At 69.7% G+C, this 22,223-nt stretch carries 16 protein-coding genes; 10 read left to right on the top strand and 6 right to left on the bottom strand.

The annotated features are described in order from the left end of the window. Positions 1–125 precede the first annotated feature (125 nt). The 4 genes from topA to ABAZ39_RS19040 form a co-directional block, all read right to left on the bottom strand. A complete protein-coding gene (topA, locus tag ABAZ39_RS19055; protein ID WP_040134388.1) occupies positions 126–2,948 on the bottom strand; it encodes a type I DNA topoisomerase in 2,823 nt (940 codons plus the stop codon). 53 nt (positions 2,949–3,001) lie between these two features. Next, positions 3,002–4,123 carry a DNA-processing protein DprA gene (gene dprA, locus ABAZ39_RS19050; RefSeq protein WP_040134387.1) on the bottom strand — a complete coding sequence of 374 codons (1,122 nt, stop codon included), beginning with the start codon at positions 4,121–4,123 and terminating at the stop codon, positions 3,002–3,004. Between the two features lie 85 nt (positions 4,124–4,208). Further along, positions 4,209–5,369 (bottom strand): helix-turn-helix domain-containing protein, encoded by a 1,161-nt coding sequence (locus tag ABAZ39_RS19045; protein ID WP_040134386.1) that lies wholly within the window; start codon positions 5,367–5,369, stop codon positions 4,209–4,211. A gap of 148 nt (positions 5,370–5,517) precedes the next feature. Continuing rightward, complete coding sequence (locus ABAZ39_RS19040) at positions 5,518–6,504, bottom strand: response regulator transcription factor (protein ID WP_040134385.1); 987 nt, start codon at positions 6,502–6,504, stop codon at positions 5,518–5,520. Positions 6,505–6,847: 343 nt separating this feature from the next. Here ABAZ39_RS19040 and ABAZ39_RS19035 point away from each other — a divergent pair, with 343 nt between their 5' ends. The 10 genes from ABAZ39_RS19035 to ABAZ39_RS33160 all read left to right on the top strand — a co-directional run bounded on the left by ABAZ39_RS19035 (position 6,848) and on the right by ABAZ39_RS33160 (position 19,901). Further along, a complete protein-coding gene (locus tag ABAZ39_RS19035) occupies positions 6,848–7,687 on the top strand; it encodes a hypothetical protein (protein ID WP_247881657.1) in 840 nt (279 codons plus the stop codon). After that, positions 7,684–9,660, top strand: a complete 1,977-nt coding sequence (locus ABAZ39_RS19030) for an MFS transporter (RefSeq protein WP_040134383.1) — start codon at positions 7,684–7,686, stop codon at positions 9,658–9,660. Before ABAZ39_RS19035 ends, ABAZ39_RS19030 begins: the two co-directional genes overlap by 4 nt. After that, positions 9,657–10,709, top strand: a complete 1,053-nt coding sequence (locus ABAZ39_RS19025) for an ABC transporter substrate binding protein (RefSeq protein ID WP_040134382.1) — start codon at positions 9,657–9,659, stop codon at positions 10,707–10,709. Before ABAZ39_RS19030 ends, ABAZ39_RS19025 begins: the two co-directional genes overlap by 4 nt. Position 10,710: 1 nt before the next feature. After that, on the top strand, positions 10,711–11,511 hold the full coding sequence (locus ABAZ39_RS33170; RefSeq protein WP_051658260.1) for a GNAT family N-acetyltransferase: 801 nt from the start codon (positions 10,711–10,713) through the stop codon (positions 11,509–11,511). Then, positions 11,508–12,761, top strand: coding sequence for an ATP-grasp domain-containing protein (locus tag ABAZ39_RS19015; RefSeq protein WP_051658259.1), 1,254 nt, complete (start codon positions 11,508–11,510; stop codon positions 12,759–12,761). The genes ABAZ39_RS33170 and ABAZ39_RS19015 overlap by 4 nt, the downstream gene beginning before the upstream one ends. A gap of 21 nt (positions 12,762–12,782) precedes the next feature. Then, complete coding sequence (locus tag ABAZ39_RS19010) at positions 12,783–13,556, top strand: hypothetical protein (protein WP_040134381.1); 774 nt, start codon at positions 12,783–12,785, stop codon at positions 13,554–13,556. Between the two features lie 148 nt (positions 13,557–13,704). After that, the gene (locus tag ABAZ39_RS19005; protein ID WP_040134380.1) at positions 13,705–14,466 is read left to right on the top strand and encodes a hypothetical protein; all 762 of its coding nucleotides are present in this window, start codon (positions 13,705–13,707) and stop codon (positions 14,464–14,466) included. A 434-nt stretch (positions 14,467–14,900) separates the two neighbouring features. Continuing rightward, entirely contained in the window at positions 14,901–17,792 is a 2,892-nt protein-coding gene (locus ABAZ39_RS33165; RefSeq protein ID WP_081863162.1) for a response regulator, read from the top strand. Between the two features lie 61 nt (positions 17,793–17,853). Next, on the top strand, positions 17,854–18,597 hold the full coding sequence (locus ABAZ39_RS18995; protein ID WP_040134379.1) for a response regulator transcription factor: 744 nt from the start codon (positions 17,854–17,856) through the stop codon (positions 18,595–18,597). A 284-nt stretch (positions 18,598–18,881) separates the two neighbouring features. Next, entirely contained in the window at positions 18,882–19,901 is a 1,020-nt protein-coding gene (locus tag ABAZ39_RS33160) for a response regulator (RefSeq protein WP_051658257.1), read from the top strand. On the opposite strand, the gene ABAZ39_RS18985 is transcribed toward ABAZ39_RS33160, so the two are convergent. Together ABAZ39_RS18985 and ABAZ39_RS18980 are read right to left on the bottom strand one after the other, a co-directional pair. Then, positions 19,871–20,128, bottom strand: coding sequence for a hypothetical protein (locus tag ABAZ39_RS18985; RefSeq protein WP_035676379.1), 258 nt, complete (start codon positions 20,126–20,128; stop codon positions 19,871–19,873). The two genes, ABAZ39_RS33160 and ABAZ39_RS18985, sit on opposite strands and share 31 nt — an antisense overlap. A 109-nt stretch (positions 20,129–20,237) precedes the next feature. After that, positions 20,238–22,196 carry an O-linked N-acetylglucosamine transferase, SPINDLY family protein gene (locus ABAZ39_RS18980; RefSeq protein ID WP_040134378.1) on the bottom strand — a complete coding sequence of 653 codons (1,959 nt, stop codon included), beginning with the start codon at positions 22,194–22,196 and terminating at the stop codon, positions 20,238–20,240. Positions 22,197–22,223 lie beyond the last annotated feature (27 nt).

The following is a 22,223-nucleotide window of genomic DNA, read 5'->3' as shown; positions in this document are numbered from 1 at the left end:
GTGAGGGGGTTGCGCTTGTGCCGGACGCAGTGACACGCGCAACCCCCTCACCGGCCCTGTGGGCCACCCTCTCCCCGGAGGGGAGAGGGTTAAGATGGCGTTGTCGATGTTTATGAAGTAAGGCGTCACGCCCGCTTGCGGGCCGCAGGCTTTTCCTCGTCCCCTGCGTCTTCCTTCTTGGCGGCCGCCTTTTTCGGAGCGGCCTTCTTCGCCGCATCCTTCTTGGCCGGCTCCTTCTTGGTGGCGGTCGCCTTGGCCTTGGTCGCCTTCTCGGCCTTGGCGGGCACCTCGGCACCGTCGGCCGCCGCCGGCTCGGCGTCCTTCGGAGCCTTGCCCTTCTTGGCGGCGTCCTTGGCGGCCTTGGCCTCCAGAAGCTCCAGCGCCTGCTCCAGCGTCACGCTGTCCGCTTCCGTGCCCTTGGGGATGGAGGCGTAGACGGAGCCGTGCTTGACGTAGGGACCGAAGCGGCCGGACCCGGTGGTGACCGGCTTGCCGGTCTTCGGATGGTCGCCCAGCGTCTTGGCCGGGGCCGACGCCTTCTTGGCGGCGCCGGCCAGCAGGTCGACGGCGCGGTTGATGCCGATGGTCAGCACGTCGTCGTCGGGCGTCAGCGACTTGTAGACGCTGCCGTGCTTCAGGTAGGGGCCGAAGCGGCCGATGCCGGCGCTGATGTCCTCGCCCGTCTCCGGGTGGTTGCCGATGCTGCGCGGCAGGGCCAGCAGCTTCAGCGCCGTATCGAGGTCCACGTCGGCGGCGGCCACGCCCTTGGGCAGGGAGACGCGCTTGGGCTTCGGCGCCTCGACCTTGACCTTCTTCTTGCCCTTGGTTTTCTTGCCGTCGGCGGGGGCTTCCTCGACCACCGCCTCAGCCGGCGCGGCGACCACCGGGGGCGGGCCGAGCTGGATGTAGGCGCCGTAGGGACCGCGCCGCACGGTCACCGGCAGGCCGGTTTCGGGATCGTTGCCCAGCTCGCGCGGGCCTTCCTGCGCCTCGCCGTTCTCGTCGTTGGCGACGGCGAGCGGGCGGGTGTAGCGGCATTCCGGGTAGCGCGAGCAGCCGATGAAGGCGCCCATCTTGCCGAGCTTCAGGCCGAGCCGGCCCTGGCTGCACACCGGGCAGACGCGCGGGTCGTGGCCCGGCGTGTCGCTGTTGGCGTTGGTCGGGAAGAAGTGCGGCCCCAACTCCTCGTCCAGCGTGGTCAGCACCTGGGTGATGGTCAGGTCCTTGGTCCCGTCCACCGCGACGTGGAAGGCGCGCCAGAAGTCGCGCAGCACGGTCTTCCAGTCGATCCGGCCGTCGGAGATCTCGTCGAGCTTGTTCTCCAGGTCGGCAGTGAAGTTGTACTCGACGTAGCGGTTGAAGAAGTTCTTCAGGAAGGCGGTGACCAGACGGCCGCGGTCCTCCGGGATGAAGCGGCGCTTGTCCAGCCGGACGTAGTTGCGGTCCTGGAGAACCTGGAGGATGGAGGCGTAGGTGGACGGGCGGCCGATGCCCAGCTCCTCCAGCTTCTTGACCAGGCTCGCCTCGGTGTAGCGGGGCGGCGGCTGCGTGAAATGCTGTTCCGGGCTGATGTCGCCGCGGGCGAGGGCGTCGCCCTGCTCCATGGCGGGCAGGCGGCGCTCCTGGTCGTCATCGGCGGCGCCGTCGTCGCGGTCCTCCTGATAGACCTTGAGGAAGCCGTCGAACACGACGACCGAGCCGGTGGCGCGCAGCACGACGTCCTTGGACGGCGAGGCGATGTCCACCGCCACCTGATCCAGCACCGCGCTTTCCATCTGGCTGGCCAGCGTGCGCTTCCAGATCAGCTCGTACAGACGCAGCTCGTCGCCTTCCAGGTAGGTGGCGACCTCCTCCGGGCGGCGGAACAGGTCGGTCGGGCGGATGGCCTCGTGCGCTTCCTGGGCGTTCTTGGCGGCGGTCTTGTAGACGCGCGGCTGGGCCGGGACGTAGCGCTCGCCCCAATGGGAGCCGATCAGGTTGCGGGCGCCCTCGATGGCCTCCTGCGACAGGCTGACGCCGTCGGTTCGCATGTAGGTGATCAGGCCGACCGTCTCGCCGCCGATGTCCACGCCCTCGTACAGCCGCTGCGCGGTCCGCATGGTGCGGGTGGCGCCGAAGCCCAGCTTGCGCGAGGCTTCCTGCTGCAGGGTCGAGGTGGTGAAGGGCGGAGAGGGGTTGCGGCGGCTCTGCTTGCGCTCCACCGTCGCGACCGAGAAGGACTGCGGGCTGATGCGCGCCACCGCGGCCTCCGCCGCCTCGCGGGCGGGCAGGGCGAACTTGTCGAGCCGCTTGCCGTCGAGCTGGGTGAGCTGGGCCGTGAAGGAGGCGCCACCCGGCGTGGCGAAGCCCACCTCGATGGTCCAGTACTCCTGCGGCTTGAAGACTTCGATCTCCGACTCGCGCTCGCAGATCAGGCGCAGCGCCACCGACTGCACGCGGCCCGCCGAGCGGGAGCCGGGCAGCTTGCGCCACAGCACCGGCGACAGGGTGAAGCCGACCAGATAGTCGAGGGCGCGGCGGGCCAGATAGGCGTCCACCAGCTCCCGCGAGACGTCGCGCGGGGCCTCCAGCGCGGCCTGGACGGCGGTCTTGGTAATTTCGTTGAAGGTGATGCGCTGGACCTTGGAGTCGTCGATCAGCCGCTTTTCGCGCAGCAGCTCCGACAAATGCCAGGCGATGGCTTCCCCTTCGCGATCCGGGTCGGTTGCGAGATAGACGCGTTCGGCCCCTTTGACCGCCTTGGCGATCTCGTCGATGTGGCGCTTGGAGCGGTCGCCCAGCTCCCAGTCCATGGCGAAGTCTTCGTCCGGACGCACCGACCCGTCGCGCGCCGGAAGGTCGCGGACATGGCCGAAGCTGGCGACCACGGTGTAGTCCGAGCCAAGGTATTTGTTGATGGTTTTCGCCTTGGCCGGCGATTCGACGATGACGACGTTGCTGCCCGGCAAGAGTCCGCGCCCCTGAAAGTGCCTATCCCATACACCGGCGGTGCGGATCGGGATCAGATCAGGTTCACCTGATTCCCAGGCTGGCGCTGGACACGGCCCGCAAGCTCAAGTTCCAGCACCACGGTCAACACCACCGGAGCGGACAATTGGCACCCGCGGACGAGTTCGTCAATGGCAACCGGCGTATGGCCGAGGTTTTCCAGGATGACGGCGCGCGCCGATTCAAGATCCGCCTCGGACGGAACGGCGGGGCGGGATTGGGCGAACAGGTCGCCCTGGCGCTCCCGCAGGGTCGGCGGCGACAGGTTGTCCAGCGCCCGCAGCACGTCGTCCACCCCCTCCACCAAGGCCGCCCCTTGACGCAGCAGATTGTTGGTGCCCTGGCAACGCGGATCGAGCGGAGAGCCGGGGACGGCCATCACCTCCCGCCCCTGTTCCAGCGCCATGCGCGCGGTGATGAGGGAGCCGGAGCGCAGCGCCGCCTCCACCACCAGCACCCCCAGCGACAGACCGGAGATCAGCCGGTTGCGGCGCGGGAAATGGCGGGCCTGCGGCGTGGTACCGACCGGGCTTTCCGCCACGATCACGCCCTGCTGCACTATGTCGCGGTAGAGTTTTTCGTTCTCCGGCGGATAGACGACGTCGGCGCCGCCCGCCACCACCGCCGCGGTTCCGCTGCCGAGCGCCCCGGCGTGGGCCGCCGTGTCGATCCCGCGCGCCAGCCCGGAGACGACCAGCAGGCCGGCCTCGCCCAGCTCCCGCGCCAGCCGTTCGGCGAATTTCTTGCCGTTCATCGAGGCGTTGCGCGCCCCGACCAGAGCCACGGCGCGCCGTTGCAGCAGATGCGGATGGCCGAGGACCGACACCGCCGGGGGCGCGTCGTCCAGCGCCGCCATCGGTTCCGGATAGTCGGGCTCGCAGGAGCAGATCAGGCGGGCGCCGATGCGGTCGTTGGCGGCCAGTTCGCGGTCTATGTCCGCCTTCGGCGCGATGCGCAGCGGTTTGGTCCGCCCGCCGCGTTTGGCGAGGTCGGGCAGCGCCTCCAGTGCGGCGCCGGCGCTGCCGAACCGCTCCAGCAGGCGGTGGAAGGTGATCGGCCCGACATTCTCGGTTCGGATGAGTCGGAGCCAGTCGAACCGCTCGGCGGCGGACAGGGTGCGGCGCGGTTGAGTCATGCGCCCATTCATACAACCGCCATTGGGGCGCGATCAACACGCAAACGTGTGCGCCCGCGCTCTTCTCAGGGACTCGGCAGGGCGGTCATTTGCGCCAGAAGCCGAAGAGCCCCTTCTTCTTCGGCGGAGCCTCCGGTTCGGGCTCCGGCTCTGGCTCGTCGTCGAAGGAGAAAGGATCGTCCTCGGCGTCGGCTTTTGCGGTTCCGGCCGGCTCGGCTTCGGCTTTGGGCTCGTCCGGATTATCGTCGGTATCGAAGGAGAACGGGTCCTCGTCCGGTTCCGCATCCGTCTTGGCGGGGGCGACCTCGGCCGTTTCCTCCGTTTCGTCATCATCGAAGCTGAAGGGGTCGCCGTCGTCGTCGGCGCTGTCGGCCGAGTCGGTCGCTTCGTCTTCGGACTTCTCCTCGGCGTCGTCGGTATCGAAGCTGAAGGGATTGCCGCCGTCCTCGTCCTCGTCATCATCGAAGTTGAAGGCGTTGGCGTCACCGCCGCCCGCATCGTCGTCCTTGGCTTCGTTTTCATCGTCGTCGAAGCTGAAGGCGGAGAAATCCGAGGATTCTTCCTCTTCGTCGTCGCCACCACCGCCGAGGGCCGTGGCGGCAACGGCGACCGCGCTCGCCGCGCCCTGGCCGCGGCGCATCTCCGCCTTGAAGCGCTCAAGCTCCTCGCGGAAGCGGTCCTCGGCCTCGCTCCAGCGCTGGCGCTCCTGGTCGAGGGTGGCGAGCAGTTCCTCCTCCCGCACGCGGGCGGCGGCGCGTTCTGTGTCGAGCGCCTGGATCAGTTCCTCCTGACGCTGGAGAAGCGACTCGTGCCGCGTCTCCATCGCGTCGATGACCTCGCGCACATACTGCTCGAAGGCGCGGAACTGGAGCGCCAGAACGTCCTCGTCGGCGCTGGCAGCCGCCGCGCTGGCGGCCGCCTTCGCGGCTTTGGTCGTCTTGGCCGTCCGCGTCCCGCCGGGTGCCGGTGGCGGCGGGGAGGGCGCGGCGGCAGCGGGCGGCGGGCGCGGACCGCCGGGGGTGGCGCCGTCACCCCCCAGCCAGCGCGACACCAGGATGTAGGAGACTTGCAGCTCCTCCGCGATGCGGCGGTAGCTCCAGCCCTGGGCGCGCAGCCGCTCGGCCATGCGCTGGCGGTCCGGCTCCTCGCTGGGCGTCGCCGGGCGCGTGGGCAGGGAGGATGTCGGGCCGATCCCCTCGGTGGGGGTCGCGACGACGATCACATCCTTCAGTTTCTGGTCGGCCATCGGGTCTCCGCCGTCCTGCGCGCAGGGCGTTCCTGACCGCGATGTTGGCCGCGTTCGGGGGGCGCTGTCGATCCGGGACGGGTCCCGGTTGAAGCAGTCTGGGCGGGAAACCCGCCGGACCGGGCCAATTCGCGCCGGTCCGGCCCGGTCAGGTCAGTTCCTGGATGTGCTCGACATAGCCGGACAGGGCAGCGATCCCCTGCTCGGTCAGTTCGATGAAGACGCGGCGGCCGTCCTTCTCGTCGGCGATCCGGCGCACCAGCCCGCGGTCGTGCAGTTCGGTGATCCGCCGCAGCGCCGTGGTCTGGGCAACGCCCGAGGCCATGCACAGCGACGACACGGAAATCCGCCGCCCGCGCAGATGGTTGGCCATCAGGTCCAGCAGCATGTCCCAGCAGGGGTCCTCGAACAGCCCCTTCGGAAAATACTTGTCGCGGGCGACGCGGGATTGCTGGAGCGTCCTCAACACCGCCAGCCGACGGTTCTCCCCCGCCGCGGCGGGGATCGGCGACGGGACGGCCTGTGCGGTGACCGGAGCCGGAGCGGCAGCCTCCGGCTGGTTTTCCCGCAGGGCCTTCACCGCTTCGATGAGGGCGAGGCCGTGGCGGTAGGCGTTCTCCAGCGCGCCCTGCAACTCGCCGTTGCCGGCGTGCGGGGGCGGGGCGGGCGGGGCGGGCAGCGGGGCCGCCGCCTGATGGGCGGCCAACGCGCGGGCGAGGGCGCCGTGGAGCTGGCTGCCGTCCTGCGGGTCGCTGACGAAATCCGCCGCGCGCAGATGCATGGCGCGAACGACGTCCGCCGCCGTGGCGTCGGGTGCCACGACGATGACCTGGAGATGCCGCTGCACGCTTTTGCGCATCCGCTCGACCAGTGCCAGCCCGTCGAAATGGGGGAGGGCCAGCTCCACCGCCACGATGCCGATGCTGCCGTCCGCCTCCAGCGTGTCGAGCGCCGCGATGGGGTCGTGGGTGACGTGGATGCGGTGGCCGTTGCGTTCGAAGGCGTCGTGCATGCCGATGCCCAGCGCGCGATCCGCGCAGGCGATCAGGATGGACGTCGCCGAAACATGAAGGCCGGCGCTGGTCTGGACCGGACGCACCGGCCACGCCAAGGGTCGCTCCAACTCGATCCGCATCGAAGCCCTTCCCCCGTTGGGTGCATGGAATGCTGTGCTTAAGGATTACCACGCAAAGCAAACCATCATGGATGCAATCATGGTCCAAAATAGAGCGATCGATAAATGTCTCAAAATTCCGTAAAAATTCGATGGATTAGGCGGAACGGCATAAAACCGCGGAAGCGCGCCGTCGACTATTCTTGATTTGATAAGTCAAATTCAACGGATTGCCCTTTCCGGTTGCGGTACGGTGGGCAAAGGTGCGCGTCGGGAGGGGTCGGGCCGGAGCGGAGCCATGTCGCCGGGGTCTTCTCCAGACTGGACCCGTCTCGGAAACGGCGGTGCGGGCGATGCGCGTAAGGTGGCCGCACCCCTTGCCGGCACCGGACCCATGCGCCTGACCCTGACGACCAAGATCATTTTGCTGCTGCAGGTGGCGCTCTGCTTCGCGCTGCTCTCCACCGCGGCGCTCTCCTATCTGAAGATGGAGCGCATGGTGGAGGACACCGTGGCGTCCCGCTTCACCGTCGCCCTGCGCGGGCTGGCGGGGGAGGTCGAAGGCGCCGTCAGCCTCGGCGTGTCCATCACCGCCCTGCGCAATCTCGACGCGCTGATCCAGCGCGCAATGGCGCGGGACGACCGCATCACCGGCTTGGTCCTGTTCACCGACACCGGCGAGGTGCTGGCCGCGGCGGGCCGCGGCGGGCCGGTGGGCGCGATCCCCGCCGGCTGGAAGGCGGCCTTCGCCCGCGACGGCAAGTCCGACCGGGTGGCGGCCGTCGCCGATGGCGACAGCCAAGCGCTTTTGCTTGGCATCCGCAACGCCTTCGGCGGCGTGGCCGGCGGCGTCGCCCTGACCTATTCGCTGGGCGAGGTGCAGGCGGGCATCCGCGGCACCATTCCGGACCTGCTGCTGTCCGGCGGCATCAATCTGGTGACCGGGCTTCTCGTCACCATGGTCGCGGTCTGGCTGCTGCTGCGCCCGATCCAGCGCCGGCTGCGCGAGATGACCGCCAGCATCAACCAACTGGGCATGGGCGAGCCGCCCAACCTGACCCCGGAGCTGGTGGCCTTCGCCCCCGGCCTGAAGGATTTCGCCGACCGCATCCTGGAACAGCAGCAGCACGGCGCGGAGGAGGGGCATCCCCAGCCCGCCGGTCCGGCGGCGGAAGCCGCGCGTCCGGCGGGAGTCACGCCATGAAGCTGTCCTTCATCCGCCGCCTGAACTGGATGCTGACGGGCGTCGTGTCCGTCCTGATGCTGGTCAGCCTCGCCGTCCAGACCAACCACGTCAACACGCTGTTCCGCCCGCTGATCGAGCCGGAGCTGGCCCGCAAGGCCGAGGTCGTCGGGTCCTACGTGGTGGCGCAGATCGACCGCGCGGTGGCGCTCGGCTTCGAACTGGACAAGCTGGTGGGGGTGGACGAGCTGCTGTCCGACGCGCTGGCCGCCAACCCGGACGTCAAGTATCTGGCGCTGGAGATCGGCGGGCGCCTCCACGCCTTCTCCGGGACCGAGGAGGCGCGGTCCGGCAACCGCCTGACCGTCGCCGACGCCCCGCCGGAGGGCGAGTCCCCGCAATTCCTCGACACCGTCCTGCCGCTGGAGGGCAACGAGGCGGCGCGGCTGCATGTCGGCGTCGATTCCGGCTATGTCCGCTCGGCCATGAACGAGGTGGTGTTCGACCTCGGCTCCGTGCTGATCGTCGCCATCCTGCTCAACATCGAGATTCTTCTGCTGGTCGTCGGCTCCTCCGTCGCGGCGCCGCTGCGCCGGGTGACGGCGGTGATGAAGCAGGCCGCCGACGGGCATCTCGGCGTGCGGGTCGCCCTGCGCAACCGCGACGAGGTGGGCGAGCTGTCGCGCGCCGTCGACTGGGCGCTGGACAGCGTGCAGCACAAGGCCGACATGACCGCCTCCGAGCAGGCGATGACCAAGATCGGCATGATGCAGCGGGTGGTCGAGCTGCGCTTCGCCATCTTCATCTTCTCCCTGGCGGAGGAACTGACCCGCACCTTCCTGTCCGTCTACATCAAGCAGCTGTTCGAACCGGTGCCCGGCCTGTCGATGGAGATGGTCATCGGCGCGCCCATCGCCCTGTTCATGCTGCTCTGGGCGGTCAGCCAGCCGATCGCGGGCAGCGTGTCGGAACGGCGCGGGCGGCGGACCGTGTTCCTCGGCGGGGCGCTGCTTTCCTTCGTCGGCCTCGTCGGCTCCGGCCTCGCCACCGACCTCATCCAGCTCATCGTCGCGCGCTGCCTGACCGCCATCGGCTACGCCAGCGTCTTCATCGCCGCTCAGGGCTTCGTCATCGACGCCACCGACCCCAAGCAGCGCGCCCAGGCCATCGCCATGTACGCCGGCGGCATCCTTAGCGCCGGCGTCTGCGGCCCGGCCATCGGCGGCGTGATCGCCGGGCAGGTGGGCTTCCGCACGACCTTCCTGATCTCCGCCGGGCTGGCGCTGCTGGCCGCCTTCATGGCGTGGCAGGTGCTGCCGCGGGTGCGCGCGGCCCAGGCCAAATCCAGCCGCGGCCTGCGTCTGGCCGACGCCGTGCTGTGCCTGCGCAACCCGCGCTTCGTCGGGCTGGCCGTCTTCAGCGCGGTCCCGGCCAAGCTGGGGCTGACGGCGCTTCTGTTCTTCCTGCTGCCGCTGGCGCTGGACGACCAGGGGGTCAGCCAATCCTGGATCGGGCGCGTACTGCTGCTCTACTGGCTGCTGATGATCGTGGTGTCGCCGATGGCCGCGAAGCTGTCCGACCGCTCGGGCCAGCGCATCGGCTTCCTGGTGGCGGGCGGGCTGGTCGCCGCCGGGGCGGCCTGGGTGCTGTCGATGCCGGGGTCGCTCGGCACGGCGCTGGCCGGGGTCGCCCTGCTGGGGGTGGCGCACGCCATGCTCGGCGCGCCGCAGCTCGCCATGCTCGCCGACGTCTGCGTCAAGGAGCGGGCGGCGCTGGGCGAGACCACGGTGATCGGCATGTTCCGCCTGATCGAGCGGCTGGGCTCCGTCGTCGCGCCCTTCCTGGCCGGGCTGTTCCTGGCCCATTACGGCTACGCCGGGGCGCTGAAGGGCATCGGCGCGGTGCTGGCGGCCTGCGTCGCCGTGCAGCTTCTGCTGAGCGCCCTGTTCCGCCCGCGCCCGCCCGCCGATTTCCCGCAGAGGACCCCCGCATGAGCCTGTCCCGCCGCACCGTCCTGACGGGAGCCCTGAGCGCCGGAACTCTGCTGGCCGGGGCCGCACCATCCTTCGCGCAGCCATCCTTCGGTCCGGCGGCCAGGACCTTCACCGCCGCCAAGCCGGCGCGCATCGTCGTGCTGACCCCGCGCAAGGATGTGGGCGACGTGCTGGGCCTGCGCGATTTCATCGCGTCGAGCGGCCTGTCCGCCACGGTGGAGGTGCGCGAGGTGCCGCAGGCTTCCGCCATGCCGGCGCTGCTGCCGGAGATCCGGGCGTCCAAGCCCGATCTGGTGGTGACGGTCTTCACGCCGCTGACGCTGGGAGCGGTCGGACGCTACGACGATCCGGACCCGTCGCGCTTCCTGACCGATGTGCCGGTGGTCTTCACCTCGGTTACCGACCCGGTGGCGTCGCGCGTCGTGCGCGCGCTCGACCGTCCGGGGCGCGCGGTCACCGGCACGCGGCACATCGCGCCAGCCGCGGTGCAGATGAAGACGATGCTGTCCTACCGGCGCTGGAAGAAGATCGCCGCGGTCTACAACCCGGCGGAGGACAACATGGTCGTCGCCGTGCGCGATCTGAAGGAGGAGGCCGCCCGCCAGGGAGTGGAGATCCACGACGCCGCGCTGCCGCGCGACGCCTCCGGCGCGCCGGTCGCCGCCGCCATCCCCGACCTGATCGCCGACGCGGCGCGCGCCGGGGCGGAGCTGGTCTACATCGGGCCGGACACGTTGGTCGCCTCCAACAACAACGCGGTCGTGGCGGAGCAGGCGCTGGCCCACCGGCTGGCCACCTTCTGCTCCACCGAGCTGCCGATCCGCCGGGCCAACCTGCTGATGGGGCTGGTCAGCCCGGCGGTCAACGTCGGGCGCTTCGCCGGGCTGAAGGCGGTGGAGATCCTGACCGGGGCCAAGCCCGCCGACGGCATTCCGGTGGAGACGCTGAACCGCTTCTCCCTGCTGCTGCGCATCGGGGCGGCCAAGCAACTGGACCTCTACCCGCCGATGCGCCTGCTCAACATCGCCGAAATCGTGCAGGACGCCTGACATGACGGTCCTCTTATCCCCCGAACAGACGGTCCACACGGGCATGCTGCGCGTCCGGCGCGGCGAGCCGGTCTGCGTTCCCTACCGCATCCGTTTCCTCGGCCCCGCCGACCTGCCGGCGCTGGAGGCGTTCCGCGGCTACATCTTCGGGCAGTTGCCGGACATCGACGCCTATTTCCCCGAAACGCCGGAGTTCGCCGGTCTGCATCTGGGCGAGCGCGGCGTGACGCTGGGGCTGGAGGCCGAGGGGCGGCTGATCGGCTGCGCCATCCTGGGCCTGCCGCAGCCGGGCATGCCGGCCTTCGTGGACGATCTGCCGGGCACGCGCCCCGCCGTCACCGCCACCGCCCACATGGCGAGTTGCATGGTCCATCCGGACTTCCGCGGCAACGGGCTGCAACGGCTGCTGGTGACTCTGCGCACCCTCCACGCGCTGGGGGCCGGGCGCCCGCATCTGTTCTCGCGCGTCGCCCTGTCCAACCCGCGCAGCCTGTCGAATCTGCTGGCCGGCGGCTTCCTGGTGCGGCGGGTGCTGGTCATGCACGCCAGCGGCCGGTTGCGCTATCTGCTGCACCGCGACCTGGGCGCGGCGCCGCCCGCCTGGGTGCCGGGCAGCGAGCGCGTCTTCGCCGTGCCGGAGTTGGAGGAGCAGAGGGCGGTGATCGAGGCCGGCTGGATCGGGCGTTCGGTGGAGCTGGACGGCCCCGTGCCGCTGGTCACCTACGCGCGCCCGGTGGAGGCGGTGCCGGCTCCGTTTCAGGGCGTCGTGCCGCAGGATGCCGCGCTGGAGGTCACGCCGTGAGCGCTTCCCGCAAGACGGCGGTCGTCGTCGATCCCTATTCCACCGGCATCCTTCTGGCGCCACGCCTGCGCGCGCGGGGCTACGAGGTGATCGCGGTGCAGAGCCGCCCGGACCTCGCCCCGTCGTTGCTGCGCAGTTACCAGCCCGACGACTTCGCGGCGCACATCTTCCATGACGGCGATCTCGACGCTCTGGCCGAGCGGTTGCGCCCGCTGGCCCCGGCCTTCATCCTGCCGGGCAACGAGTCCGCGGTGGAGCTGACCGACGCGCTGGGCGCCGTCTTGGGCACGCCGGGCAACAGCCCGAAGCTGACCGCCGCGCGCCGCAACAAGTTCATGATGATCGAGCGACTGGCCGCCGCCGGCCTGCTGACCGCCCGCCAGACCATGGCGACCGGCGCCGCGGAGGCGGTGGAGTGGGCGGCGCAGGCGGGCTGGCCGGTGGTGGCGAAGCCGATGGCCAGCGCCTCCACCGACCATGTCTATTTCTGCGACACCCCCGCGCAGCTGCGCGCCGCCGTGGACGCCATCCTGGGCAGCCGCGACTTCTGCGGCTCGGCCAACGAGCGGGTGCTGGTGCAGACCTACCTGGACGGTCTCGAATACGTCGTCAACACGGTCAGCCGCGGCGGGCGCCACTATGTCTGCGACGTGCTGCTGTCGGCCAAGCGGGCGTTGAACGGGTCGCCCTTCGTCTACGACTACTACCGGCTTCTGCCGCCGGAGGAGCCGGTGGCGCAGGCGCTGATGGCCTACATCCGCCGGGTCCTCGACGCGCTGGAGATCACCGACGGCGCCGGCCATGCCGAGGTGCGGATGACCGCGCGCGGACCGGCGCTGGTGGAGATCGCGGCGCGCGCCATGGGGCCGGCCGGCTCCACCACCGGCATCGCGGCGGGCACCGGGCACGATCAGGTGGATCTGCTGGTCGACGCCTTCGACGGGGCGGCGGCGGTCGGGCCGCTGCTCGATGGCCATTACCGGTTCCAGGCCGACGCGATGGTCCTCTATCTGCCGGTGCTGGTGTCGGGCCGGGTGGAGGCGCTGCCGGATTTCTCCATTCTGGATGGGATGGCGAGTGTGCGCGGCTACGGCCTCGTGCCGCGGGTCGGGGACGAGGTGGTGCCGACGCTCGATCTGACGCAGGTGCTGGCGAAAATCTATCTTGCGCATCCGGACCGCGCCGTCTTCGAGCGCGATTGGGCCGCCATCCGCTCCCTGGAGGACCGCCTCCAGCCGACCGTCGCGTAGCGTCGGAGCGGGCGGGCGGCGATGGCGCATGTCCCTTACGAGCAGCGCTGGGCCGCGGCCCGCAAGCGCTTCGAGGCCGCAACGGCGAAGCATCGGCCGAAGGACGCCAAGGCGGTCGCCGCCGCGTTGAACGGCGATGCCGCGCTGGTCAAGGCGCTGAAGGCCGGCGACGCCGTCCACCGCGCCGGCACGGTCGGTGACGAGGCCGCGAAGGATCTTGCCGCCGCGGGGAAGGACGCCGTGAAGGCGCGCAAGGCCTATCTGGCCGCGCTCGACAAGGCCCTGGACGAAGATGCGGCAAGCCGTGGCGACAAGGCCGCGGCGGCGGCCTGCGAGCGGGCGATGAAGGCGCTCGCCAAGGACCTCGCCGAGTTGGAGGCGGACATCGGCGCGGACGCCGACCGCTTCAAGGCGCAAGCCGGCCAAGCCGAGAAGGACGCCGCCTCGTCGGAGCGCGCGCAGAAGCGGTGGGAGGCGAACATCAACGGCGCGCTGGCCCGCGCCGCCGCCGGGGTCGCCAAGGTGCGCGCCAAGCCGACGCCGGACACCTACAACGAGCTGTTCCCGGCGCTGGCCCGCGATCTCGCCACCCAGCTCGCCGCGGCGAAGGCGCTGGACGGGCTGCGCGCCGATCCGGACTTCTACCGCCGGAAGCTCGCCCCCTGGGCCGGGCAGGGCGGCGACGGGCCGCCGATGCGCGTGCCGCCCGACTACACCGCCCGTCAGATCACCGACCTCATCAAGGAGTTCGCCACCGTCTGCAAGGGCGTGGTGCAGCTGGTGGGCGGCCGCTGAAACGAGGCGGGGAGCGAAGCCGCCGTTTTGGACCCATTCGGTTCCGGTAGTGGTGGGAGAGGAGCAATCGCCGATTCCGAGGGGCGCGCCCGCCTCCTACCATGCAGACCGATAGGGTGAATGTTTGGTTAAGCGGAGGAGCTGAGACATGGGTGGTCCCCTGAAGCGCATCGACATCCCGGACATCCTGACCCAGAAGGACTGGGACAAGAAGAAGGGCGCCATCGCCAAGATCGCCGGCAAGACCGGCGTCGGCGATGCGATGAAGGCGGTGGACAAGGCGCACGGCGCCATCAATTGGAAGACGCTGAGCGTGTCGGTGAACGCCCCCAGCAACGCCACGCTGGACGACCTCGACTCGCTGCTGGACGAGGCGCGGGCGGAGTACAAGCGTTCGGTCGAGCCGCTGCGCACCCAGCTCCAGAAGCTCCGCGATCTGGCCGAGGCGACGGCGAAGAGGTTCAAGTCGAACAAGCTGATCCCGAAGGACTCCGCCGCCCACGCGGAGAAGGTGGCCAAGACCGCCGATCAGCTCTTCGTCGCCTTCAACCAGTCCTCGCTCGGCGACAAGATCGTCGATGACTACGAGGGCATGAAGGACGCCATCGAGAAGGCTGACAAGGTGCGCGCCAAGGGTCGGGAGATCCTGGAGAAGTACATGCTGTCGCTGGCGAAGAAGCTGAAGACGGCGAAGACGGTGAGCGATTACCAGGATCTGTGGAAGGAGGACATCCGCGGCGTCGGCACCCAGCTGCCGAAGATGCCGGAACTCAAGGCTTTCCTGAAGGATTGGCGCAACATCTCCTCCCAGGATGGCATCCCGGAGACCGACGAGGACGTGAAGAGCCGCTGCAAGGAGGTGATGGCCGTGCTCGCCCGCATGGACAAGCAGATGAAGGCGATGGCCTGACCGCGTTCAGCGCCACGGCCCATCGGGTGCCATCGGCTGCAAGGGTTGGAAGCGTCCGGAAATTCGCCTGTGATCGGGCGGTTCCGGGCGCTCTGCCTATTAGCGATCTCTGTTGAAATCGCCACGTTCGGTGGTCTGCGCCAAGTATGGGCTATATCCTCGATTGAGAGGTTAAAGCCACATTTTCTATAGGATTTACGATTGATGAAGCTTGTTGCGAATTTCTGAGTCGTTGTTGCGCCGATGGCCGATTATACTTCGCAGCGTGGCCGGTTTCGGTTTCATGGGGTTTCGGCTTTAAATGCCTGGGTGCATCGGTATTTCAGCAACGGCCGTTTTGCGATACCTCTCATGATGGGATTGGCTGGGCGCCATTCGACCTGCGGGTCGGGCCGCGGCCTGTACCATGCGCCTGTCGAAGGAACTGTGCCCCGGTGCCACTGCCGCCTGCCGTCATGCCGTCCGTAACCGCCATTTTTGCTTGTGCCGCCCGACGGCTGGGCGCGGTTCTGCTCCTCGCTTTTCTTTGCACCGCTCCGGGCAGCGTTCCGGCCCTGGCCACCGCCCTGCCGCAGGCGGAACGCGGCGTGCTCGACCTGCGCGGCTGGTACGCCGACCTCGACGGGCCGGTGTCGCTGGACGGCGAATGGCTGGTGTCCTGGGACCGTCTGGCCGGCGAGGAAACCCTGAATCCCTTGCCGGAGCCGGATGGGGCGCTCTGGACCCCCTTCGCCCTGCCGGCGATCTGGAACGGCGCCGAGCGCCCGGACGGCCGGAAGATGGACGGGTTTGGCGCCGCCACCTTCCGCCTGAAGATCCTGTTGCCGCCGGGCATGCCGCCGCTGACGCTGAAGGTTCCGCCGGTCAACTCGGCCATGCGGGTGTGGGTGGACGGCCGCTCGGTCGCCGCCGCGGGGGTTCCGGCCCTGGCCGCGGCGCAGGAGCAGTCGTCCTCCGTTTCCCGTTTCGTCACAATGCATGGCGGCGAGCGGGTGATCGAACTGGCGGTGGAGGTCTCCAACCACTTCCATTTCGAGGGCGGAATCGGGCGCACGATCTATCTCGACGCCAACGGCGGGCTGTCGCGGCTGTGGCAGCGGCAGTTGATGACCAACGCCGGGGCGTTGATGTCGTTGTCCCTGATGGCGCTGTTCATCGGCGCCTTCCTGCGCCGGCGCCTGTCGGCGGCCCCGCTGTTCCTGGTCATGCTGCTGGCCGCCTGCGCCATGCGGCTGATCTGCACCAGCGAACTGCTGCGCGTCTTCTTCCCCGGCGTGTCGGAGGTGTGGGCCTACCGGCTGGAATATCTGCCGATCTACCTGTTCTACCCGATCTACTTCCACTTGCTGCGCGAGCTGTTTCCCGGATGCCTGCACCGTGGGGTGGGGCGCGCCATGATGGCGGTCGCCGTGCCCGGCATGTTCCTGGTGCTGGTGACCGAGCCGGCGCAATTCACCCGGTTGCGCGACGTGGCGAGCCTGCTGCTCGTGCTGTCGGCCCTGTATTTCGCGTGGCGCCTCGCCGTGGCCGCCCTGCGCCGCCATTCCGGCGCGCTCCTGCTGGGGGCGGGGGCGCTGGCCTTCCTGGGGTCGGTGGTGCACGACGCGCTGATGTACGCGCATCTCTTCGAGAGCATCGACCTCGTCCCCTACGGCGCGCTGCTGTTCCTGTTCAGCCACGCGCTGGTGCTGGGGCGGCGGGTGGAGACGGCCTTCCTCAACGAGCGCCGGCTGTCGCAGGAACTGGTCGCCCTCAACGAGGGGCTGGAGCGCCAGATCGCCGAGCGCACCCGCGCCCTGTCGGACAAGTCGGCGACGCTGGAACGCTTCCTCGCCAACCTCAGCCACGAGGTCCGGACCCCGCTGAACGCCATTCTCGGCATGGTGCGGGTGATCCGCCGCGAGGGACCGACCGTCCAGATGGACGAGCGGCTGCGCGTCGCGGACGGGGCGGGACGGCATCTCGTCTCGATGCTCGACACCATCCTCGATCTGTCGCGGCTGGAGGCGGGCCGGATGGAGCTTCATCCTCAGCCCACCGACGTGGTGGCGCTGGTCGAGGACGCCGTGGCGCTGATGCGCGCGGGCGCCGAGGAGAAGGGGCTCGCCCTGTCCCTGACGGTCAGCGGGCTGGGGGCGGCGCGCTTTTGGATCGATCCATTGCGCCTGCGCCAGATCGTTCTCAACCTGCTGAGCAACGCCGTGAAATTCACCGAACGCGGCGGGGTGGAGGTGACGCTGACCGCCAGGCCGGCGCCGCCGGATGCGGCCAGCGGGACGGTCGTCCTGTGCCTGACCGTGGCGGACAGCGGCCCCGGCGTGCCGCGGGCGGCGCAGGCCATCATTTTCGAGCCCTTCCATCGTTTGGAGGGGAGCCGGCTGGAGGGCAACCGACGGGAGGGTGCCGGGCTGGGCCTCGCCATCGTCGACGGGCTCGTCCGGCTGATGGGCGGCACCGTCTGTCTGGAGGGGCGGCCGGGTGGCGGCTCCCTTTTCACGGTCTCGCTGCCGACCCGCCCGCTTCCGGTCGCCGATCCGTCACCGGACCGCGCCGCTCCCATGCCCATGCCGGGAAGCCTGGACATCCTGGTGGTGGAGGACGCGCCGGAGAACCAGGCCATCCTGCGCGAGTATCTGGCGCCGGGCGGCCATCGCGCCGTCTATGTGGAGAGCGGCGAGGCGGCCCTGGCGGTTCTGGCGACCAGGACCGTGGACGTCGTCCTGCTCGACATGCGGCTGCCGGGCATCGATGGCGTGGAGGTGACACGGCGCATCCGCGCGTTGCCGGATGCGGAGCGCGCGCTGGTGCCGGTGATCGCGGTGACCGCCAACAGCTCTCCGGAGGATCGGGCGGACTATCTGGAGGCCGGCGTGGACGAGGTGGTGGCGAAGCCGGTGGACCCCGACGCGCTTCAGGACGCGCTCGCCCGGCACGCGCCGTCCGGCTCCTGCGCGCCCGCTCCGTCCTCGGCGGTCCAGAGTGCGCCGCTCACGGTGGGGCCGGTCGCCGGCGGGCTGTCCAGCGCCGATCGGGCCCGGCTGATGGACCGCTTCGCCCAGGCCTGCCGGGAGGTTCTGGCGGTCCTCGATGACGCGGATTCGCCGGCCCGGCGCGTGGTCGATGCGGCCCACCGCATGAAGGGCAGCGGCGGCACCTATGGCTTTCCGGAGGTGAGCGCCGCGGCGCGGGCACTGGAGCGGACGGCGCAGGCCGTCGAAAGCGGGGGCGGGGGGACCGCTTCCATGCAAGGGGACGCGGCGGCGCTGCGGGACCGGCTTCACGCCGCCCTGCGCGCCATCGAAAAGGGGGAGGCGGGTCTGACATGATGGCGATAGGGGTTTTTGCAACGGGGGTTGTTGCGGCGGGAACGGCGGCGGGCAGGGCATCATGAGCGTCGGATCGGAACTGGTCGGGCGGACCGTGCTGGTGGTCGAGGACTCCCCGGAAACGCAGGATCTGATCGCGACCTATCTGGAGCATCAGGGGCTGCGGGTGCTGCGGGCCGCGAACGGTGCGGAACTGACCGCGCGCATTGCGCAGGACCGGCCCGATCTGGTGTTGCTGGACATCAATCTGCCGGATTGCGACGGGCTGGCCCTGGCCGAGCGGTTGCGGCTGGGGGAAACCGTTCCCCTGATCTTCGTGACCGGCCGCGACAGCCCGACCGACCGCATCGCCGGCCTGTCCCACGGCGGCGACTATGTGACCAAGCCGGTCGATTTGCTGGAATTGCTGATCCGCATCCGCAACCTGCTGCGCCGCTCCGGAGCGTCCGCTGCTCCTCCCGCATCGGCGGAGGGAGCGGCGGCGCCCGACGCGCCGCTGACCTTCCGGGGATGGCGTCTCGATCTGGTGCGCCGGGCGCTGTTCCGTCCCGATGGTTCCTACCTCGCTTTGACGACGGGGGAATTCAACATCCTGGCGGCGCTGGCGGCGATGCGGCCCAACCCGGTCAGCCGCGAGTATCTGCTGGACGTCATCAGCAACCGCGACCCGCGTTCCATCAGCGAGCACACGGTGGACACGCTGATCACCCGGCTGCGCCGCAAGATGCGGCTGGACGACGGCGCACCCTCGCCGATCATTACCGTCCGTGGGATCGGCTATGCATTGGAATCTGACGAATCTTGACGATAATGATTAATATGCAATAATAAACCGCATGTTACTCCGATCGAAAAGTATCAACGGCCGTTGATACGCGTTCGAACGAGGTAATGCTATACATCACCCAACGAATGATTGACGGTTCCAAGCGGGTACCTGGGGGTGGCGGAGCGTTCCGCCGCAACGGGTTGCCGCGCCGGGCCTGACACAGCCGCCGGTCAACCGGCGCGCGATCTGATGCGGGTGAGAGCGGCATGCAACGGTCCCTGGCTCCGCGTTCGGCGGAGCGTCTCACGCTGACTGGTCACATGGCGGCCGGTCAAACGGCGGCCAGCCAAACGGCGGTGGCGTACGCAGCGGCGGCGCCTTCCATTCTGATCATCGGCAACGACAGCGCGGCCATCGTCGGCATTCGCGATTGCGCCCTGCGGCTCGGCCACCGGGTGCAGGACACGCGCGACGTGATCTCGGCGCTGGGCCTGCTCGACGCGGACCGCAGCGTCGGCGTCGTGTTCGTGGATGGCGGTTCGCCCTGGTTCGACGGTCTGGCGCTGATGGAGCGGCTGCACCGCACCCACCGCGGCCTCGCCTGCATCCTCTTCGCCCGCAATCCGGAGGCGGACGACGTGGTGCGCGCCCTGCGCCTGGAGGCCGCCGACGTGGTGACCGATCCGGAGGACGAGGCCCAGGTCGAACGCGCGCTGGCCCGTGTCCTCAACGGCGGGCAGGGGATCGCGTCACCGGCCCCGAATGGTTCGCCGGCGTTGAAGGACGGCCACGGCGACGCGCTGGAGCAGGCCTATCTCCACGGTCTGGCGCTCGTCGAGACGGTGCGCGCCTTGCGCGGCGTGGCCGAGGCGGCCCGCGTGATGCCTTTCGTCGCAGCCAATCGCATGGCAACCGGGGGTATGGCGGCGGTGCCCGTGGCCTCCCCGGCGGCCATCGCCACTGCGCCTCAGTCCGCTTGCGAGGCGGTGGCCGAGGGCGGTGCGTCGGACAGCCTGGGAATCCTGACGGCGATCCGGCGCAAGCGCGCCGCGCGTGAGAAGTTCTTTCCCAAGGGCCTGTTCGAGGACCCCTGCTGGGACATGCTGCTCGACCTGATGATCAATCATCTCCAGGGGCGGCGGATCTCCGTGTCGTCGCTGTGCATCGCGTCGGGCGTCGCCCAGACCACGGCGCTGCGCCGCATCACCGACCTGCACGACCGCGGGCTGGTCCGGCGCATCGCCGACGACAAGGACGGACGCCGCGTCTTCATCGAACTGACCGAAGAGGGCGTCGCCGCCATGGAGCGTTACGTGGAGACGGTCGGTCCGCTGGGCTGATCGCCTTCCGCTCCCGCCTCCGCCTGACGGGAGCAGTCCGGCCAGGGACAGGCGCAGGAGGGAAAGCGGCACTCGTCGCCGTTCACGTCGCTGGCCTGCACGGCGATCTTGTAGCGCAGGCCGTGGGCCGACGGCGTGTCGATCAGGCCGCAGGCCTCGTAGACCTCGACATTGACGCGCGCCGATTGCAGGGCAACCCGCGCGATCTGTTTGGGATCCTTCATCATCGGCGTCTCGGCCTCGCTTCCGCTGCGTCGTCGGTCCTTTCAACGCATGTTCGGCGCCGTTGTGCCAGGGCGTATCGGAAGGACTTCCTTTGGCTCGCCCGCGGCCCCCTTACGGTTCGCGCCACATCGACCAATAGGCTTCCTCCAGCGACCGGGCGAAGGCCGGCGCGTCGCACAAAGATGATTGGCGCACGCGCTCCCGCAGCCCGGCGCGCAGGGCGGCCAGCCCCCCAAGGTCGCCGACCAGCGCGGCGGTCTTGGCGATGTAATCCTCCGGGCTGTCCGCCACCAACCGGTCGGCGAGGCCCAGCGTTTCTAGGAAGCTGACCCCGATCCGCCCTGCCCAGCGGTCGCCGCGCAGGGTCACCACCGGCACGCCCATCCACAGGCTCTCGGCCGTCGTCGTGCCGCCGCCGAAAGGGGTGGGAGACAGCGCGAGGTCGATGCGGTTGTGGCTGTTGAGATAGTCCGCCCGGGGCGTTCTCCCTTCCATGCGCAGGCGGTTCGGCGCGATGCCGTGGGCGGCGAACTGGTCGCGCAACGCCTGCCGCACGCCGTAATCGCCGAACTCCCGCGATTTCAGGAGCAGGCGGGCCTGCGGCAGCGCGGTCAGGACCTGCGCCCACAGCGCGACGGTCGGCCGGGTGATCTTGGCCCGGTTGTGGAAGGCGCCGAGCGTGACCGGCCCGCCGCCGAGCATGGGAAGCGGCCCGACCGGCACTTCCTCCGCCGGCGGGGTGAAGCACAGATAGCTGTCGGGCAGGCGCCAGACCTTCTCGGTGAAGAAGCGCTCCTCGCCCGGCGGCAGGACATGGCGGTCGGCGATGATCCAGTCCATGGCCGGCAGGCCGGTCGTCCCGAAGTAACCGAGCCAGCTCGCCTGGACGGGCGCGGGCCGCCGGGCGAACAGGGGCAGACGGTTGTTTCCCGTATGGCCGGAGAGATCGACGAGGATGTCGATGCCGTCCCGGCGGATCAGCTCGGCCACCGCTGCGTCGTCCATGCCGACGATCGGACGCCATCCGTCGGCGGCGGCGCGAAGGCTCTCCGTCACGTCGTCGGTCCGGCCGTTGTTGGCATAGCCGAAGGCGGTGACCGCCTTGCGGTCGTGCGCCCTCAACACGCTTTCCAGGAAATAGCCGACCGGATGGCTGTTGAAATCGCTGGAGACGTAGCCGATGCGCAGCGGGCGGTGACCGTCGTCCCGCACCACCGGAGCGGCCACCGGGAGCCCGCCGTCGTTTCGTCCGGCCCAGTCGCGGGCGGCGGCGAGGAAGTCGGCGTTTCCGCACTCCGGCAGGTAATGCTGGGCCATCAGGATGTTGCTGTGCGCCATCGGGAAACCCGGGCGGTGCGTCAGCGCCGAGCGGTAGGCGGCCATGGCCTGGTCCAGATGCCCCTGTCCTTTCAGGACGTTGCCGAGGTTGGACCAGCCCAGGGCGAATTCGGGCCGGAAGGTCAGGGCGACGCGGTGGGCCGCCGCCGCCTCGCCCAGCCGGTCCTGCAGGTCCAGCGCGTAACCGAGGTTGCCATGGGACTCGGCGTTGGCGGGCGCCGCCTGGATGGCGTCGGTGAAGGCGGCGATGGCGGCGTCGGTCTGCCCGACCTCCAGGAACAGGGAGCCGAGGTTGTTCAACGCCTCCACGAAGCCAGGCTGGAGCGCGATGGCCTGACGGTAGGCGGCGACGCTTTCGTTGGGGCGGCGCTGAACGCGAAACAGGTTGCCCAGCCGGAAATGGATGTCCGCCCGGTCCGGGCCGAGGCGCAGCGCCGCCATCAGGGCGTCCAGGGCCTCGTCCACGCGGCCCGCATCGAGCAGGGCGGAGCCGAGATTCAGGTGGTACTCCAGCGCGTCCCGGATGGACAGGGCGGTGCGGATGCTGGCGATTCCGGCGTCGTGATCGCCCCGCTCGGACTGCAGCACGCCCAGCAGGTGCCAAGCGTCGGGGTTCCGCGGCTCGCGCTTCAGGATCTGGCGGTACGCCCGCTCCGCCTCGTCGCCACGGCCATCGTTGTGCAGGGTCAGGGCATCGGTGAGCGAGGACCGGGTGCGGCGGCTGTCCGTCATGAAGCGTCCATCGTGAGGAGCGGGCAT

The sequence above is a fragment of the Azospirillum argentinense genome (genome assembly GCF_000632475.1).
GTDB classification, from domain to species: domain Bacteria; phylum Pseudomonadota; class Alphaproteobacteria; order Azospirillales; family Azospirillaceae; genus Azospirillum; species Azospirillum baldaniorum.
The sequence above is the reverse complement of the archived record's forward strand: the minus strand, read 5'-3'. Positions and strand labels throughout refer to the sequence as shown.

Coding starts and splice junctions, on each gene's coding strand:
- ABAZ39_RS19005 (WP_040134380.1), top strand. CDS start 13,705: ATGGGTGGTCCCCTGAAGCGCATCGACATCCCGGACATCCTGACCCAG.
- ABAZ39_RS19045 (WP_040134386.1), bottom strand. CDS start 5,369: ATGGCCGACCAGAAACTGAAGGATGTGATCGTCGTCGCGACCCCCACC.
- ABAZ39_RS18995 (WP_040134379.1), top strand. CDS start 17,854: ATGAGCGTCGGATCGGAACTGGTCGGGCGGACCGTGCTGGTGGTCGAG.
- ABAZ39_RS33170 (WP_051658260.1), top strand. CDS start 10,711: ATGACGGTCCTCTTATCCCCCGAACAGACGGTCCACACGGGCATGCTG.
- ABAZ39_RS18980 (WP_040134378.1), bottom strand. CDS start 22,196: ATGACGGACAGCCGCCGCACCCGGTCCTCGCTCACCGATGCCCTGACC.
- dprA (WP_040134387.1), bottom strand. CDS start 4,123: ATGACTCAACCGCGCCGCACCCTGTCCGCCGCCGAGCGGTTCGACTGG.
- ABAZ39_RS19010 (WP_040134381.1), top strand. CDS start 12,783: ATGGCGCATGTCCCTTACGAGCAGCGCTGGGCCGCGGCCCGCAAGCGC.
- ABAZ39_RS19040 (WP_040134385.1), bottom strand. CDS start 6,504: ATGCGGATCGAGTTGGAGCGACCCTTGGCGTGGCCGGTGCGTCCGGTC.
- ABAZ39_RS33160 (WP_051658257.1), top strand. CDS start 18,882: ATGGCGGCCGGTCAAACGGCGGCCAGCCAAACGGCGGTGGCGTACGCA.
- ABAZ39_RS18985 (WP_035676379.1), bottom strand. CDS start 20,128: ATGATGAAGGATCCCAAACAGATCGCGCGGGTTGCCCTGCAATCGGCG.
- ABAZ39_RS19025 (WP_040134382.1), top strand. CDS start 9,657: ATGAGCCTGTCCCGCCGCACCGTCCTGACGGGAGCCCTGAGCGCCGGA.
- ABAZ39_RS19030 (WP_040134383.1), top strand. CDS start 7,684: ATGAAGCTGTCCTTCATCCGCCGCCTGAACTGGATGCTGACGGGCGTC.